General features: G+C 37.9%; 14 protein-coding genes. 13 read left to right on the top strand and 1 reads right to left on the bottom strand.

The window, feature by feature from the left end:
* The first annotated feature begins 1 nt into the window (after nt 1).
* From WKT11_RS13755 to WKT11_RS13800, 10 genes are all read left to right on the top strand, one after another.
* The gene (locus WKT11_RS13755; protein ID WP_117676596.1) at nt 2-1,252 is read left to right on the top strand and encodes a 3-isopropylmalate dehydratase large subunit; all 1,251 of its coding nucleotides are present in this window, start codon (nt 2-4) and stop codon (nt 1,250-1,252) included.
* Between the two features lie 99 nt (nt 1,253-1,351).
* Nucleotides 1,352-1,843 carry a LeuD/DmdB family oxidoreductase small subunit gene (locus tag WKT11_RS13760; RefSeq protein WP_340284982.1) on the top strand — a complete coding sequence of 164 codons (492 nt, stop codon included), beginning with the start codon at nt 1,352-1,354 and terminating at the stop codon, nt 1,841-1,843.
* 17 nt (nt 1,844-1,860) lie between these two features.
* Nucleotides 1,861-3,105 carry a 3-isopropylmalate dehydratase large subunit gene (locus WKT11_RS13765; protein ID WP_117845307.1) on the top strand — a complete coding sequence of 415 codons (1,245 nt, stop codon included), beginning with the start codon at nt 1,861-1,863 and terminating at the stop codon, nt 3,103-3,105.
* Nucleotides 3,106-4,508: 1,403 nt separating this feature from the next.
* Entirely contained in the window at nt 4,509-6,068 is a 1,560-nt protein-coding gene (locus WKT11_RS13770) for an aminotransferase class I/II-fold pyridoxal phosphate-dependent enzyme (RefSeq protein ID WP_117845308.1), read from the top strand.
* A gap of 336 nt (nt 6,069-6,404) precedes the next feature.
* Entirely contained in the window at nt 6,405-6,974 is a 570-nt protein-coding gene (lepB, locus tag WKT11_RS13775) for a signal peptidase I (protein WP_117676600.1), read from the top strand.
* 315 nt (nt 6,975-7,289) lie between these two features.
* The gene (locus tag WKT11_RS13780; RefSeq protein ID WP_118609732.1) at nt 7,290-9,860 is read left to right on the top strand and encodes a DUF5722 domain-containing protein; all 2,571 of its coding nucleotides are present in this window, start codon (nt 7,290-7,292) and stop codon (nt 9,858-9,860) included.
* 169 nt (nt 9,861-10,029) lie between these two features.
* Entirely contained in the window at nt 10,030-11,532 is a 1,503-nt protein-coding gene (locus WKT11_RS13785) for a S1C family serine protease (RefSeq protein WP_242986810.1), read from the top strand.
* A 307-nt stretch (nt 11,533-11,839) separates the two neighbouring features.
* Nucleotides 11,840-12,190 carry an Hpt domain-containing protein gene (locus WKT11_RS13790; protein ID WP_117845309.1) on the top strand — a complete coding sequence of 117 codons (351 nt, stop codon included), beginning with the start codon at nt 11,840-11,842 and terminating at the stop codon, nt 12,188-12,190.
* Between the two features lie 4 nt (nt 12,191-12,194).
* Nucleotides 12,195-12,845 carry a thiamine phosphate synthase gene (thiE, locus tag WKT11_RS13795; protein ID WP_117845310.1) on the top strand — a complete coding sequence of 217 codons (651 nt, stop codon included), beginning with the start codon at nt 12,195-12,197 and terminating at the stop codon, nt 12,843-12,845.
* On the top strand, nt 12,835-13,563 hold the full coding sequence (locus WKT11_RS13800) for an HAD family hydrolase (protein WP_243101735.1): 729 nt from the start codon (nt 12,835-12,837) through the stop codon (nt 13,561-13,563). Before thiE ends, WKT11_RS13800 begins: the two co-directional genes overlap by 11 nt.
* Before the next feature lie 231 nt (nt 13,564-13,794).
* Here the strand turns inward: WKT11_RS13800 and WKT11_RS13805 are convergent, their stop codons facing one another.
* Nucleotides 13,795-14,979 (bottom strand): SAM-dependent methyltransferase, encoded by a 1,185-nt coding sequence (locus WKT11_RS13805; RefSeq protein WP_118609731.1) that lies wholly within the window; start codon nt 14,977-14,979, stop codon nt 13,795-13,797.
* A gap of 233 nt (nt 14,980-15,212) precedes the next feature.
* Here WKT11_RS13805 and WKT11_RS13810 point away from each other — a divergent pair, with 233 nt between their 5' ends.
* From WKT11_RS13810 to WKT11_RS13820, 3 genes are all read left to right on the top strand, one after another.
* Complete coding sequence (locus tag WKT11_RS13810) at nt 15,213-16,217, top strand: hypothetical protein (protein ID WP_340284993.1); 1,005 nt, start codon at nt 15,213-15,215, stop codon at nt 16,215-16,217.
* A gap of 14 nt (nt 16,218-16,231) precedes the next feature.
* Nucleotides 16,232-16,903 (top strand): hypothetical protein, encoded by a 672-nt coding sequence (locus WKT11_RS13815; protein ID WP_117845311.1) that lies wholly within the window; start codon nt 16,232-16,234, stop codon nt 16,901-16,903.
* 99 nt (nt 16,904-17,002) lie between these two features.
* Nucleotides 17,003-17,806, top strand: a complete 804-nt coding sequence (locus WKT11_RS13820; protein ID WP_117676606.1) for a transglutaminase domain-containing protein — start codon at nt 17,003-17,005, stop codon at nt 17,804-17,806.
* Nucleotides 17,807-17,838: the final 32 nt, after the last annotated feature.

A 17,838-nucleotide genomic window follows, 5' to 3' on the forward strand; every position in this document is an offset into this window, starting at 1 on the left:
GATGGGAATGACAATTGCAGAAAAGATTATTGCTGCGGCAGCCGGTGTTGACAGCGTAAAACCGGGAGATATCCATACAGTTAAACTTGACCGTCTAATGAGTAATGATGGAACAACACATCTTACCGTTGATATGTACCGCAATAAATTAAAGAATCCGCATATTGCAGATCCAGGCAAACTTGTGTTTATCGTGGACCATAATGTACCTTCAGACAGTCCGAAAACGGCTGCTTCTCAGAAGAAAATGAGAGATTTTGCGAAAGAAAATAATATTGATTTCTGGGAAGGAAAGGGAGTTTGCCATCAGGTTATGATCGAGAACTATGTTCGTCCAGGTGAATTGATCTTTGGTGCAGACAGCCATACCTGCTCTTATGGAGCGCTGGGAGCATTCGGAACAGGTGTAGGCTGCACAGATTTCCTGTATGGTATGGTTACAGGAACATCATGGGTTCTGGTACCTGAAAGTGTAAAATTCAATCTTATCGGAAAACTTCCGGAAGGAGTTTATGCGAGAGATTTAATCCTCACTATTATCGGTGAAATCGGAGCAAATGGATGTAATTATCAGGCTATGGAGTTTACAGGGGAAGGCGCAAAAACACTCAGCATCAGTGATCGTATGGCACTTTGCAACATGGCAGTAGAAGCCGGAGCTAAGACTGGTATTTTCGAAGCAGATGAGAAAGCAATTGAGTATCTGAAAGAACATGGACGTGAGCCAAAAGCTATCTATCACAGTGATCCGGATGCTGTTTACGCAAGAGAATATACATTTGATTTATCAAAAGTTCGTCCTGTAGTTGCCAAACCGGACTTTGTAGATAATGTAGTTCCGGCAGAAGAAACATGTGGAATTGAAATTAATGAAGCTTTCCTTGGCTCCTGTAACAATGGACGTATTGAAGATCTTCGTGTCGGGGCAGAAATCATCAAAGGCAAGAAGGTGGCTGAGGGCGTCAGATTCCTCGTTGTGCCTGCAAGCCAGACTATTTACCGTCAGGCATTAAAAGAAGGCCTTATGGATGTGTTTATGGACGCTGGAGCCATTGTTATGAATCCGAACTGCAGTGTATGCTGGGGAAGCTGCCAGGGTGTTATTGGCGAAAATGAAGTTCTGATCAGTACAGGAACACGTAATTTCAAAGGACGTGCAGGACATCCAAGTTCAAAAGTATATCTGGGTTCAGCTGCAACTGTTACAGCGTCTGCTATTGCCGGAAAGATTGCGTTAGCAAGTGAAGTATAAAATGTTTCACGTGAAACTTATAATAAATATGATTTTAGGGACAAAGGTCTTTTGCCCCTGATATCATAAATATGCAGATAGAAATAAAGAGGTAAGATTATGGAAAAATTTACAGGAAAGGTATGGGTATTGGATGATGATATTGATACAGATATCATTATTCCTACAGAGTATCTGGCACTGAAAACAATTGACGATATGAAACAGTATGGATTCAGTCCTCTGCGTCCGGAACTGGCAGATCAGATTCAGAAAGGTGACATTATTGTTGCCGGAAAGAATTTTGGATGCGGATCTTCCAGGGAACAGGCACCGGAAATTATCAAAGCACTGGGAATTCAGTGCGTAATTGCGAAGTCTTTTGCACGAATTTTCTTCAGAAATTCCATTAACAATGGTCTTTTATTAATTGAGCAGCCAGATATTCATGATGATATCAAAGAAGGCGATGAAGTAACTGTAGTAATGAATGAACACGTAGATTATAACGGAAAACAGTATCCAATTGCTTCTCTTCCAGAAAATCTGATGAGTATTATCCAGGCAGGCGGACTTGTAAAAGCCATGCGTAAATTAAACGGACTGGATTAATGAGAAAGGAGAAGTAAATGGGCGAGACAGTTATTGAGAAAATCATAAGAAATAATGTTGGAAAAACAGTAAAGCCAGGAGACATCGTAACGGTCAATGTAGACAGAGTTATGATTCATGACATATTTATACCATTCGTAGCAGAAAAGTTCGAGGAAATGGGCTTTACGAAGCTCTGGGATCCAGATAAAGTTGTCCTTATCTATGATCATCTGGTTCCTGCAAGTCAGTTAGATGATACAAGGCATTTCCATGCAGGAGATGCTTTTGCAAAAAAATATGGCATGAAAAATGTTCACAGAAGTGACGGAATCTGTCATCAGTTAATGACAGAAGCAGGCTATGTAAAACCAGGAAATATTGTATTTGGTACAGACAGCCATACAACTACTTATGGTTGTGTTGGTGCATTTTCTTCAGGTATCGGATATACAGAAATGGCAAGTATCCTGGGAACAGGAACGATGTGGATCAAGGTTCCGGAAACCATCAAAGTAGTAATTGACGGAGAACTTCCGGAGAATGTTATGTCAAAAGACATTATTCTGCGTCTGATCGGTGATCTGGGAGCTGATGGCGCAACTTACAGAGCGCTTGAGTTTACTGGCAGTACAGTGAAAAATATGACAGTTGCAAGCCGTATGACAATGGCTAACATGGCAATTGAAGCAGGTGCTAAATGTGCATTATTTACACCAGATGAAAAGACAGCAGAATATTGCGGGATAGAGTTAAATGATTTCCAGAAAAGCCTTTCAGGAGACACAGATGCAACATATATAAAGACGATTACATATCGCGCAGAAGACTTTGTGCCTGTTATGGCATGTCCTTCTCAGGTAGACAAGATCAGAGATGTAAGTGACCTTGAAGGAACGGAAATTGATCAGGTATTCATTGGTTCCTGTACAAACGGTCGTCTGGAGGACCTTAAAGCCGCTGCAGAGGTCTTAAAAGGCAAGAAGGTAGCAAAATATGTAAAACTGATCGTAACGCCTGCAAGCCGCAAAATATACCGTCAGGCGATAGATATGGGAATTATGGATGTACTTGCAGAGGCAGGAGCTATTATCACACATCCTGGATGCGGATTATGTTGTGGTCGTACAGGCGGAATTCTTACAGACGGAGAACGCGTAGTAGCCACAAATAACAGAAACTTCCTTGGCCGTATGGGAACATCAAAAGTAGAAATTTATCTGGCATCTCCAAAAACAGCAGCAGCTTGTGCTGTGGCAGGTAAAATTGTAAAACCTGAGTAATAAAAGGGCTATAAACAGGATAGAAAATATTTACAGTACAATAAATAGTGCTACAATATACTTTAAACACTGAGATTGAGTGAATTTAACCGAATCAACTAAGTCCCCTGCTTCAATTGCGAGAAGCAATAAGCAGGGGGTGGGACTTGCTTGTATCAGGAGGGGGACAAGCCCCTCCTGATAAACTGCGGAGCAGTTATTCGGTTATGAGCAAGTAGCGAAAGCGGATTGCAAATATCCGATTGACAAGATATAAGCATAATAATTTACAGTACCGAATAAAAATTAAATATGAGATGTGTAGTTATTATGTGACTGACATCAAAGAAATCCCTTGCTTATTGTTTTATACAGAGCAGGGGATTTTTTTGATGTGATTTTATGTAATAGAAATTCCAAATAAATTTCCTAGTACAGCGAAAATTAAGTTTCTGCTATATTGACGCAGGATGATTTCCTCCGCCTTAAAATAAGAAAATTTATCCTGCAAGATTGCTTCAAGAATCAACTTGTCGGCACACTAGTACATAAAATCACATCAAAAAGTCCTATCAGGCGGGAGCATGTTGCGGCAGAAAGCGGATGCTGCTTACAGGGGCTCATCGAAGGCGAAGAATCCTATAGGCAGAATTCTTTTGGGATGAAGAATATAAAAAGTCACTTCGGAATCATTAAAATAAGAATAAAAATATAGGATATAAGATAAAAATAAGTAAAATTGAACCGTATTAAGTGTGATAATAAGGGTATTTTGAATAAATAGCGAAATAAATGGGAAAATAAGCTGAATTACGCTTGAACTTTAAAATTGAACATGATTGAACTAATGACTAAAACACGAAGAAAAGTTCAGAGTAAGTTTAAATATTAGTTCAATGCATAAAATGAACCAATTGAACCGATATTTAAACATGCTGATAAAATGTTCAATATAGTTCAAGGCAAAATTAAACTATAAATTGAACCGAAAGTGGAGAACAATTGAATTACAAAAAAATGTGAAAGTTATCGTTGAATTTTTAGTTCAATTATAGTATAATGACAAAGTAAAAACCGCGTAATCTTGCGGGTTCCAAAACAAACAGAACATATGGTTGCACAACATAAAAAAGTGAACTATGTTGAACTTACTTGGACATATTTTTAAAATAATAATAGTTTTTACGAAGAGTGATAAAAGTTTCTGGGGAAAGATATATTTTGTTTCTATATATAATATATGGAAAGATATGAAAATTATTACTTCTAATTTGACCAAATCAAGGAAGTCCCCCTGCTTTGATTGCGAATATCCTTTGACTTTATTGAATCAAGTAAGTAGCGAAGCTGATGATTTTATTTGTTTGATTATAGTAAAATAAACAATATTATGCGTTGAGAAGTAAGCTGGGAGGTAATTTTATATGAATAATAAATTTGCTGAGCGATTGAAGATAGCAATGGAACAGAAAAATATGAAGCAGATCGATCTGGTTAAGACGGCGGCTGAACAGGGTGTAAAGCTTGGAAAGAGCCATGTAAGCCAGTATTTGAGTGGAAAAACAACTCCAAGATCAGAAATTCTTCATTTTCTTGCAAATACATTACAGGTAGATGTCGATTGGTTAAAAGGAAATGATGTAACAGTAGAAACATTAAAGAAAGAGACAAACGAGGCAGAGTTTCAGATGGAAAATATGAAATTTGATTACAACTATAATAATATGAAAGAAAATAATAACGAGGCAGTTGAGGAAGCACAGGTTCGTGAATTTAAGAAATCATCAAAATTAAATAATGTACTATATGACGTAAGAGGGCCTGTTGTAGAGGAGGCTGCACGTATGGAAGATGCAGGAACTCAGGTTTTGAAACTGAATATTGGAAATCCTGCACCGTTTGGATTCAGAACACCGGATGAAGTTATCTATGATATGAGACAGCAACTGACAGAATGTGAAGGCTATTCTCCGGCAAAAGGTTTATTTTCTGCCAGAAAAGCAATCATGCAGTACGCTCAGCTGAAAAAACTTCCTAATGTATCAATCGAAGATATTTATACAGGAAATGGAGTCAGCGAGTTAATAAATCTTAGTATGTCAGCTTTGTTAGACAATGGAGATGAGATTTTAATTCCGTCTCCGGATTATCCGTTATGGACAGCATGCGCTACTCTGGCAGGAGGAAAAGCTGTACATTACATCTGCGATGAGCAGGCAGAATGGTATCCGGATATGGATGATATAAGAAGAAAGATTACCAGCAGAACGAAAGCAATTGTTATTATCAACCCAAATAATCCAACAGGTGCATTATATCCAAGAGAAGTATTGCAGCAGATTGTTGATATTGCCAGAGAACATCATCTGATTATTTTCTCTGATGAAATTTATGACCGCCTGGTAATGGATGATGCAGAACATATTTCTATTGCATCAATGGCTCCGGATTTATTCTGTGTTACTTTTAGTGGATTATCAAAATCACATATGATTGCCGGATTTAGAATTGGATGGATGATTCTTAGCGGTAATAAAGCAATTGCAAAAGATTATATAGAAGGTATCAAGATGCTTTCAAATATGAGACTTTGTTCTAATGTACCGGCACAGTCCATTGTTCAGACTGCATTAGGAGGACATCAGAGTGTAGAAAGTTATATTGTTCCAGGTGGACGTATTTATGAGCAGAGGGAGTATATTTACAATGCACTGACAGATATCCCGGGAATTACTGCTGTTAAACCCAAGGCGGCATTTTATATGTTCCCTAAAATTGATACAAAGAAATTCAATATTGTAAATGATGAAAAATTTGCATTGGATCTGTTAAAAGAGAAGAAAATCCTGCTTGTACATGGTGGTGGATTTAACTGGCAGCAGCCAGATCACTTCAGGGTAGTTTATTTACCGAGAATAGAGGTTTTAAAAGAGGCAGCAGGAAAAATCAGAGATTTCCTGGAACATTATCAGCAGGAAGTATAACGAAAATAGCGTATATGTTTCACGTGAAACATATACGCTTATTTTTTCAGCAGAGAATAATTATTGTAATGTTTTAATTGAGCATAGTTGCCTGAATAACTTAAAAATAAATATTGTTTCACGTGAAACATCAGCTATAAATTTTAGTATTTACTTAATTAAGATGTTACGGCATTGTTGTAAATTTTATAAAAAATTAATGGTGAATAGGAAATAGATGTGATAAACTATATCCAATGCATCGTTTGCAAAACAGCTATTACATATTTAAAGATAATAAATGTTATATTATTGATAAATGATGCAATAGCATGAATTTTGGAGGTACGACGGAAGATGGAAAATGAAGAAAAAAGCCAGGCAGAGCAGGAGAACAAAAGTCAGTCTGTCTGGAAAGATTTATGGGACTATGCAAAGATTATTCTTGTTGTCTTTGTTATAGCATTCCTGTTAGGACACTTTGTATATATCAATGCAAGAGTGCCGTCAGGATCTATGGAACAGACAATTATGACAGGAGACAGGGTATTTGGTAATCGCCTTGCATATAAGACGAAGGATCCGGAGAGATTTGATATTGTAATATTTAAGTATCCGGATGATCCATCTCAGCTTTTTGTAAAAAGAGTAATTGGCCTGCCTGGTGAAACGGTAAATATTGTGGATGGAAAAGTTTACATCAATGATTCGGAAGAACCATTAGATGACAGCTTTTGCCCGGAAACACCAGAGGGAAGCTTTGGACCGTATACGGTTCCTGATGGTTGTTATTTCATGTTGGGAGATAACAGAAATCATAGTATGGACTCAAGATACTGGCAGAATACATTTGTAGAGAAAGATGCGATAGTGGCAGAAGTAGCAGTTCGTTACTGGCCGCTAAACAAAATAGGAACGGTTGATTAAAGCAATAGCATGAAAGTCGAAAAAAGACTGTTAAAATTAACTGATTTCTCCAAAGATTTTTGGTGAAAAAGTTAATTTTGACAGTTTTTTTACTTTACTTGATGATTTTTTTACCAGTAGTTCTTTTTCATTGTATGAAGATTTTTCAAATGTTATACTATAAAAAAGCTAATTATTAGATATAGAATTACTATAATAATCAGGTGACTCTTGACAAATTATAAAGTAGTTGTTTGAGAAGGCTGGGGAGCAAAATGGATTGTGAATATCCGATAGGCTTCTTATATTTGGTATGTAAAGAGAGGGAAAGAAAGCATGAGAAAATGGAAAAAGTTTATGGCAATAGGTTTGGCAGCATCTATGATAATACCATCTGGTGTACCGCAGCAGATATTGTGGGCATCAGAGTTTTCGGCAGAAAGCAGTGAAACGGTAGCTGATGTGTTTGGAGATAATTCGGAAAGTGAATCGGGAAATAGAACAGGTGATAAGAATAACGAAAAATATGAATTTGATACAGGAGAATCTGAAAAAAAGAAGGAAATGGAGGATATATCAGACGGAGAGAATGGATCGAAAAATATTATTTTAAATGATACAAAAGAACAAACGCCAGAACAGTCTGAAAGGGAAAAAGAAGTAAATACCGGGCAGGCAGTCGAAGGATATACAATACAGCTTTACAGTGAAGGAAAAATCGAAAAAACATATGTGATAGCATATGCAGATATTAATGACGCAAAAGCACCTGAAGCATTAAAAGGAAAAGCCGGATATGTTTTTAAAGAGTGGAATACAAAAGAAGATGGAAGCGGAGAAGCCTATAAACCGGGAGATTCCATCAGCAAGCTTTTGAAAAGTGAAAATCCGGAAATGCAAAATTTAGATCCGGCAAATACGGATTCAGCGGTACAAGATAAGAAAATGGGAGAAATGGAATCAGAAGGTCTGAATCCAACGGTAGAAAGTGCTGGAAATACAGCACAGATATTATCCGCTGAAGAAGAAAAAATGGAAAGTGCATCATTAGCTGAAGAACCTGAATGGACAGAAGAAACAGAAGAGTCGAAGACAGCAGGAATGGTAACATCTGAAACGACAACCGGAACAACCATAACATTATATGCAATCTGGGAAAAAGCAGCAGAGTATAAAATTACATATAAACTTAATAAGGGAAAAAACAGCACGTCTAACCCCAAAACGTATACTGGAGAGACTGAAATAAAACTAAAAAAGCCCACACGTTCAGGATATCATTTTGTGGGATGGTATACAGACAGTAAGTACAAACAAAAAATAGATGTGATTGAAAAAGGATCAAAGGGCGGGATTACTTTATATGCAAAGTGGATAAAGGAAGTTAATCCTTCAGCAAAGGCGGCGTCACTGACTGCACTGAAAGGAACAAAAGCAAAGACAATCACTGCATCTGCAAATATTGCCAATTATGTAAAAAGTGTGGATGATTATTATTATCTGTTATATGTAGATTCCAATTCCGGCAAGGTGAAGAAAGCGGCAGCTAAGGTTAAGAAACCTGAGATGTCAAATGGAAAAGTTACATTTAAACTGGATATTTCCGGACATCCGGAATATACGCAGGGTAAATTTGCAGTGGGAGTAAAGAAATCCAAGACTGCTTATACAGTAATCAGTTCCAAAAGTTATGTCAGCAATCCAGAGAAACTTAGCTCAAATACAGCAGCATATTTTGTACCAAAAACAAAAAAAGGAATTCAGGCTACGAATTTTAGCGAAGTGACTGATACAAAGTCCAAGAACGTATTTTTTAATCTGTATATATCAGATCTGATGCGAAAAGACAGTGGGGTAGAAACCTATAAGTATAACGGAAAGACATACCGTTTTAATGGGCTGTATGGATATGAATATCTGGTTCAGCAGTGTAATGCAAAAGGAATCCAGGTGACGGCACAGATCAGTATTGACAAGAATGCAAGTACACAGAGTCTGACAACCGGAAGCAGCCCATATGCAGAGACTGCTTACTATGGATGGAATACAGACAACGCTGCGACAAGACAGACAATGGAGGCAATGTTTGCATATCTGGGAGAGAAATTCGGCAGAAATAATTGCTATATAAGTAACTGGATTCTGGGAAATGAAGTGAATAGTGCAAGTGGTTATTATTATGTAGGAAATGTAAGCTTCTCTAAATTTATTTCCATGTACAGTGAAGCATTCCGCTGTCTGTATAATGCAGTTCGCAGCAGCCGCGGAAGTTCTAAAGTATTTATCTGCCTTGATAACTGCTGGAACCAGAAAAATGCATTCAGTGTCTGCTACAGCGCAAAATCAACTTTAGATAATTTTGCAACCAAAATTTCTGAGATGCAGAAGAATGTTAACTGGAATCTGGCATATCATGCTTATAATCAACCGCTTTCAGATCCTCGGTTCTGGTCTGGGGCAAATGCATCTATGTTTACCAGCGATGCCAATTCCACAACATTCATTACAATGAGAAATATTGACACATTGACTAGTTATGTGAAGAGCAGATATGGTTCCAATACGAGAGTGATTCTTTCTGAACAGGGATTTTCTTCTACAGGTGGACAGGCAAATCAGGCAGCAGCATTGGCGCTGGCATATTATAAGGCGGCTTGCAATCCGATGGTTGATGCATTTATTGTAAGAAGCTATAAAGATGAGGCTCATGAAGTAGCTCAGGGTCTGGCGATGGGATTAAAAGATGCCAACGGTAAGAAGAAAACAGCATTTAATGTCTTTAGTAATATGGATAGTTCCAATTCACTGAAGTATACGGAAAAGGTATTAAGCAGTCAGGTGGGGAACTGGAAAGCACAGATTCCGGGATATAATGTAAAAAGAATTTCCAGTATGTATCGGAAGTAAAGCGGAAATATATGAAATCGTCACAAATTAAACACATTTTTCCCACACAAAGAACACAAATGATTTCTATACTTAGAAGCATCAAAAGGAAACAGAGAGAAATAAAAGTAAAACAAAAAAATACATATTGTTTTATGGAATTGATATAGATTCAGGGAGGGACTTTATTATGATGAATAAAGACAATAGAAATGATAAAATCAGAAAGATCGTTAAGAAAGGTCTTACATTTAGCTTATGTGCAGTGCTTGTAGGAGGACTTGCAGCAGGAAGCTTTGAGGGTGTAAATAAACTTGCAGGATGGGATGGAGCAGCAACAGTAGAGGCTGCATCAAATAAAAATGAGACAACTTTAACATTTGCTAAATCTGAAAAAGAAGCAGATTCAGATGAGAGCGATTCTAAAGCAGATGACAGTAAAGATACAAGCAGCAAGACAACAGGAAGCCTGGATATATCTGATATCGCAGCGGAGGCACTTCCATCTATCGTATCTATCACAACTAAATCAGTTCAGGAAGTACAGAGCTATTATGGAATGTACGGAATGTATGGATATGCTCCACAGCAGCAGGAACAGGAAGTAGAGGGCAGCGGTTCAGGTATTATCGTAGGTAAGAATGATGATGAACTTCTGATTGCTACAAACTACCATGTAGTAGAGAATGCAGATACATTGTCTGTTGCATTTGCAGATGGAAATGCTGTAGAGGCATCTGTAAAAGGTTTTGATGAAGAGAGAGACCTTGCGGTTGTATCTGTAGCACTGGATGATATTAAGGATGATACAATGGATGCTATTTCTGTTGCAAAGATCGGCAGTTCCGATGACCTTAAAGTTGGTGAGCAGGTAGTTGCAATTGGTAATGCTCTTGGATATGGACAGTCTGTTACTACTGGTATTGTAAGTGCTAAGAACCGTAGAATGGATTCTGAAAAAAGTACAGTAACTGATGGCAGCGATGACAGCAGTGACGGTGTAAATCTGATCCAGACAGATGCGGCAATTAACCCTGGTAACAGTGGTGGTGCTCTTTTAAATATGGAAGGTGAAGTTGTAGGTATCAACTCTGCAAAACTTGCATCTACAGAAGTTGAAGGTATGGGATATGCGATTGCAATTTCTGATGTAACCGATATTCTTCAGAATCTGATGAATGAGACTTCCAGAGATAAACTGGATGACTCTGAACATGGTGTGCTTGGAATTGTGGGTTCATCTGTAAGTTCAGAGGCAGTTCAGATGTACGGAATTCCGGCAGGTGTATTTGTATCAAAAGTAACAGAAGGCGGAGCTGCTGATAAAGCAGGGCTGAAATCAAACAGCGTTATCACTGAGTTTAATGGAAAAACAGTTTCCAGCATTAACCAGCTCATGGAATATCTTTCCTATTATGAGCCAGGTGAAGAAGTAGAGCTGACTGTACAGGTTCCGGACGGTACAAGTTATAAAGAAGATACTGTTAAAGTAACTTTGGATGAGAACACTGATGCCGGAAAAGACAGCGACAGTAAAGATAGTAAGGAAAAAGACAAAAAGGATTCTAAAGACGATTCCGATGAAGATACAATGGAAGATTTCGGAAACGAGGATGATCAGGAATCAGATGATTCAGATGAGAGCGATAATCCATTTATCCAATATTTCCAGAGTCAGGGATTCTTCAGATAAAACTAATCCGAAAGATAGAACAATAGAGGAATAATTAATTCATTGGAAACTTAAAATATTAAATGGGCACTTTTGTATGTGACAGATGATTACATATGGAAGTGCCTTTTTTGGAAGAATACTTGAGAATGGCTACATGGTGTGATAAAATAGTGCTATTGCAGAAACTGGCGGATTATAGAGTCGCGGGTTTGAAATTCAGAAATCTTATTACATATGAATGAGAAATATGTTTGTGTTTTTTGAATAGTAGTGTATAGATTTATTCTTACAGAAGGATGTTAATAGAAATAAAGAGGAGAAAAATATGACTGTAAAAGAGTGTTATGAACAGATGGGTGCTGATTACGAAGGCGTTCTTGGAAGATTAAGAAGTGAGGGACTTATTAAAAAATTTGCGAAAAAATTTCTGGATGATGGAAGTTTCCAGAGCCTGAAGGATAATCTGGCACAGGGAAATGGTGAGGAAGCTTTTCGCGCCGCCCATACATTAAAAGGTGTATGCCAGAACCTTGGATTTGACAATCTCTATCAGGTTAGCTTTGATATTACAGAAAAGCTCAGAGGAAGAGAAACAGATGGTTGTGAAGAACTTTTTGCAAAAGTAGAAGAGCAGTATAAGAAAACGACAGATGCAATCCATATGATGGAGGACTGATATTGTGAATTGCAGAAAAGAGGACATGGTTCTGTATGCGATTACAGACAGGCATTGGCTTAACGGTGAATCTCTTTATCAACAGGTTGAGAAAGCTTTGCAGGGCGGGGTAACTTTTCTGCAGCTGCGAGAGAAGAATCTGGATAAAGAACTCTTTATGAAAGAAGCCAGAGAGATTAAGGAGTTATGCAGAAAGTATAAAGTCCCGTTTATTATTAATGATAATGTAGAAATTGCGAAGGCAATCGATGCAGATGGTGTCCATGTGGGGCAGAGCGATATGGAAGCCGGAGATGTACGTAAGAGACTGGGCGCAGATAAGATTATTGGTGTATCTGCCAAGACGGTTGAGCAGGCTCTTCTTGCAGAGAAGCATGGTGCAGATTATCTGGGTGTGGGAGCTGTTTTTTCTACCAGTACTAAGACAGATGCAACTGGTGTTTCACATGAAACATTGAGAGATATCTGCCAGGCGATTAAAATTCCGGTAGTAGCGATTGGTGGTATCACTAAGGACAATGTGAACGAACTCTCCGGATATGGTGCAGATGGAATTGCAGTGATCAGTGCGATTTTCGCGCAGGAGAATATCACAGAAGCTGCGAAAGATCTGAAGCAGCGTTCGATGCAGATGGTTAGCAGTAATGGAAAATAAAAATCATATGACTGGTACTATAAATGCTATAGAGAATAATATTAATCATAATATTCAGGGTGCGATTTTTGATGTAGATGGAACGTTGCTAGATTCTATGTCTGTATGGGAGGATATTGGAGAACGATATCTTATAAGTCTGGGAATTATGGCGAAAGACGGGCTTGGAGATGCGTTACATACAATGAGTCTGGAGCAGGGAGCTGTTTATCTGAAGGAAGAATACCGACTTGAGAAAACTGTACCGCAGATCGTAAAAGAAGTTCTGAAAATAGTAAGTGATTTTTATCGCTTTGAAGCACCTTTAAAGCCTGGTGTGAAGAAAACACTGGAGTGGATGAGTAAACAACAGATAAGAATGGTGATTGCGACTTCAGGAAACAAAGAGCTTGTGGAAGCTGCGCTGGATAGAAATGGAATTCTGAAATATTTTGAACGAATTTATACCTGTACAGAAGTAGGAGCCGGAAAAGATGAGCCTGAAATTTATCTGAAAGCAGCAGAGACTCTGCAGGCAAAACCTGAAAATATAGTAGCATTTGAAGATGCGTTTCATGCAGTTGAAACTGCGAAGAAAGCTGGATTTAGGGTGATTGGTGTTTATGACGTCAGTAATGAAGAGAATATTTCTCGAATGAGAGAAGTATGTGATTGCTATTATGACAGAATGGATGAAGTAATAAAATATGATCAAGTTGCATCGATAAATGTAGTATGAAAGAGTAAGAATTAAATTTGAGGAATAGCATGAAATGATAAATAGAATCATAATACCTTGAGAATTGTGTTGTGATTGGATTATCTGTAAATAAAATAAGAATATTATATTTACTGTCTGGACTATGTAATTTAAAGTCCAGACAGTATTTCTTTATATCATAAGAAATTACTCTGTGGTATTTCTACAAATATAAAAATTTTTCCAATCAGTTTTTTGACTTAAAGCAGCTTAATACCAACGTGTCATTGGCAGATCATTATTAATGCCTTTGGTCATGAGAATCTGGTGAATATCGATAATTCCATTATGGAATGTTGCGGCACATGCTGACAGATAGAGATCCCACATACGCAGGAATGATTCGTCAAACATTGTTTTTTCTTTTTCGATATTGTCGCGGAAATTCTTTTCCCAATGGAGTAAAGTTTTATTGTAATGCAAGCGGAGATTCTCGATATCCAGTGTATGGAAGTTATCTTCTGCCATATGATTCAGGATTTCTCTGAGACTTGGGACAGTTCCGCCTGGGAAAATATATTTCTTGATCCATGGATCACCCGGATGTTCTTTGAGTGCGCTGATAAAGTGAAGCAGGAATAATCCGCCTGGTTTCAGAACTTTCTCTACACAATCAAGGAAGAGCTGATAATTATCACGTCCGACATGTTCCAACATACCAACACTGACAACGCGGTCAAACTGATAATTATGTTTCGGAAGATCACGATAGTCCATCAATTCAACAGTAAGATAATCTTCCAGTCCTTGTTCCTTAATACGATTCTGGAATTCAGCATATTGTTCATGGCTTAAGGTGATTCCTGTGCCATGAATTTTGTATTTCTTAGCGGCTTCGATTAACAGAAAGCCCCATCCACAGCCGATATCCAGAAGACTCATACCTTCTTCAAGATGTAATTTCTTAAGAATATAATCTACTTTATTTACCTGTGCCTGATATAGCGTATCATCTTCATGAATGAAGTAACCACAGGAATAACTCATTGTTTCGTCCAGCCATAATTTATAAAAATCATTTCCAATGTCGTAGTGGCTGGTTACTTCTTTTTCCTGGTTCTTTTTTGATGTGGAGCTGAACATGATCTTTTTTAAGGCTGATTCGTTGGTTGAAAATTTACCCATCTGTCCAAGAAAATGATCAAGTGCTTCGTAAAGATTTCCCTCGATGTCAAGATCTCCACGCATATAAGCTTCGCCTAATGCAAGAGATGTACTCTTGACTAGATCTGCGAGAGGAATTACTTTTTTAAAATTTACTGTAAATGTAGGTTCACCCTCTCCGATGTGATACTCGGAATTCTTGAACTTTACCAGAAATGGATAGTCTGTAAAGCGCTCAAGGAACTGCACCATTGCTTTCTCTTCGGCCTTTTCTTCTAATGTCTCAAACATAATAGTTTACCTCCTTTAACACAGGCTTATGATACACCTTAGGAGGGTGTTTTCGTCAAGGGGGGAATTATACAAAGATATGGGAAAAATAGAGGAATCTTTTGATAGAATTTTCAATATTTTTTGTGTAAAAAAATCATCTGATGAATTGAAATACACTCTCCAATATACTATAATTGCAATATAAAACACAAAGGAGGATGTAGTCAGAAAAACTGATCAGGAGGAATCAAATGATGAAGAAGAGAAAAAGTTTTGCAGGATTAAAAGTGTCATTGGCTGCTGCGGCATTGACTGCAGCGCTCACATTTGGAGCAGGCAGTGTATATGCAGTAGATTTGCCACAGGATGGTGGAAGTGAGTCAACAGTGACAGTAACGCCGACACCGGAAGTAACACCGACACCAGAAGTAACGCCGACGCCGATTCAGCCATTGCCAACAGTGAAACCGAAACCGAAAAATGGACTGCGCAAGGAAGGCAGTATATATCGTTATTATGTAAATAACAAACTAGTCAAAAGTAAATGGAAGAAAGTAAATGGCAAACTTTACTGGCTTAAATCAAATGGGGTTGCTGCGCATGATGGATCTTATAAAGTAAATAGTACTTATTATGTATTTAATAAATATGCACAGAGAGTTATGCCAGGAAAGAAAACGATTGTGAATGTCAATGGCGTGAAATATTTCGTTGATGCCAAGGGAAAGGTCGTTACAGGATGGAATGAACTGAATGGTAAAATGTACTATGTGTATAAGAACGGCAAGTGCGCAACAAATGAGACCGTAGGCGGAATTAAGTTTAATAAAAACGGGTATGCATCAAATCTGACACAGGCGAGATGCAAACTTGCGGCAAGAAACTTTATTGAACGCCATAGTAATGCCAATGCAAGCAACTATGAAAAGTTCCGTTCATGCTTCTATTACATTATGGCTTATACGAATTTTGTAGGATATATGGATCCTACACCGCAGGAATTTAAGACAAAGGACTGGGTTTATAAATATGCCCTTCAGATGTTCCAGAATGGTCTGACAGGAAACTGTTATGGAATTGCCAGCAGTGTGGCAGCAATCGCGAAGGAACTGGGATATGAACCATATGTCATTACGATTCCGGACGGACATAGTTTTGTAACAATCAATGGACTTTACTATGACAATATGTACGGAACCTTATTTGGTGCAGCTACACGTCCTGCATACACAGTAGAATATAGAATTAAATTCTGAGAGGAGAAAGAAGAATGAAAGGATTAAAGAAAGCCCTTGCAGTCGTACTTTGCATGCTTCTTATGCTGACACCGTTAGCTACTGTAGCAGAAACAGTGACGGTACATGCAGCACAGGATGTTAAGACTGTTAAGGTAAAAACGGACAAAAAAACAGGTAAGAGATATGGTTATGATGAAAATAATCAGAAGGTTACTATGACATGGGGAGTAACTTCCAGTGGATTCCGTTATTACTTCGGAAAAAACGGAGCTGCTTATCAGGCAGATAAGGATACGGTTGGTAAATATGGTATTCTGATTAAGAAGATTGATAAAGTATATTATGGATTTGACGTAAGTGGTCATACAGTGAAGGGAATCCGCGTAGGAAGTATAAGCATGTACGATATTCCAAAGCTGTATTACTTCAATCCTAAGACAGGAGCTGTAGATAATAAGAAAACATCTTTATACAGAAAATATGCAGCAACCTCTACACTTGCGAAACAGAATAATGCGTCAAAGATCAAGAAAGTTCTTGGAAAATATAAAAAATGTACAGTAAGCAAGTCTAATACCTGTATGTTGGATGGAAACGGCAAGGATGTCACTTATGTTTATGATTATGTACAGTTAAATGTTGTACGTCCGACAGGAAAGGGAAGCAGTGCAGAAGTTGTCGCAAGTATTACAGTAAGACAGTAAGATGGGATAACATATAGAAGTGTAAATCGAGTATAAGCAGCGAAAGAGGATACGCTTATTCGTTCGGCTGCTTTTAGGATAAAAAGGAGGAAAAGGATTATGAACAGAAAAAAGCTCACCGCATTATTACTCAGCTCAATTATGGCGGTAACACCTGCAATGCCAGCTATGGCAGATCAGTCAACTGTTAGTGATTATGTAGAAGCAACTGCTGATGATGTATCAGACGATACCTCAGATGATACAACAATCGCTCCGGCGCCGCTTCCGGATCCAACCGTAAAAAGCGGATGGGAAACCGTTGATGGAGTTAAGTATTACTATGAAAACGGAGAGAAAGTTGTAAACAAGGCAAAGAAGATTGGTAAATATACTTATTGCTTTGATAAAAATGGTAAGCTTGTAACAAACAAACCATATTACAAATTTAACTCTAAAACTTACTATAAGATTAAAAAGAATGGCCAGGCAACTAAATTATCAACAGTTGAAACAATGGCTGCGATCAGACTTATAAAATGTAAAGGAAATCTGAGAAAGGCATTTAACTGGTCTGCATCTTTACAATATGCAGGAAATATAAAGATTTCAAAGAAAACGCCAACTGAATACGGTTTGTATGGATTTAAGACAGGAACAGGAGACTGCTATGTAATGGCAGCTACTTTCTACTGGATGGCTAAAGTTGCAGGATATGATGCCCATTATGTAAAAGGATATTTCAAGAAATCCAATGGTAAAGGTGCACATGCATGGGTTGAAATCGATCAGAAGGTTGGCGGAAAGACAAAAACTTATGTATATGATCCGAACTTCCAGCAGGAATATAAACTGAATGGATACAAACTTACTTATGGCGCAAAGAAAACACTGAAGTATATTAATTATAAGAGAGTTAATTAAGAACTATAAAGAATGACAGAAAGGATTAAGGC

The organism is Blautia sp. HCN-1074 (assembly GCF_037890165.1).
Classification (GTDB): domain Bacteria; phylum Bacillota; class Clostridia; order Lachnospirales; family Lachnospiraceae; genus Blautia_A.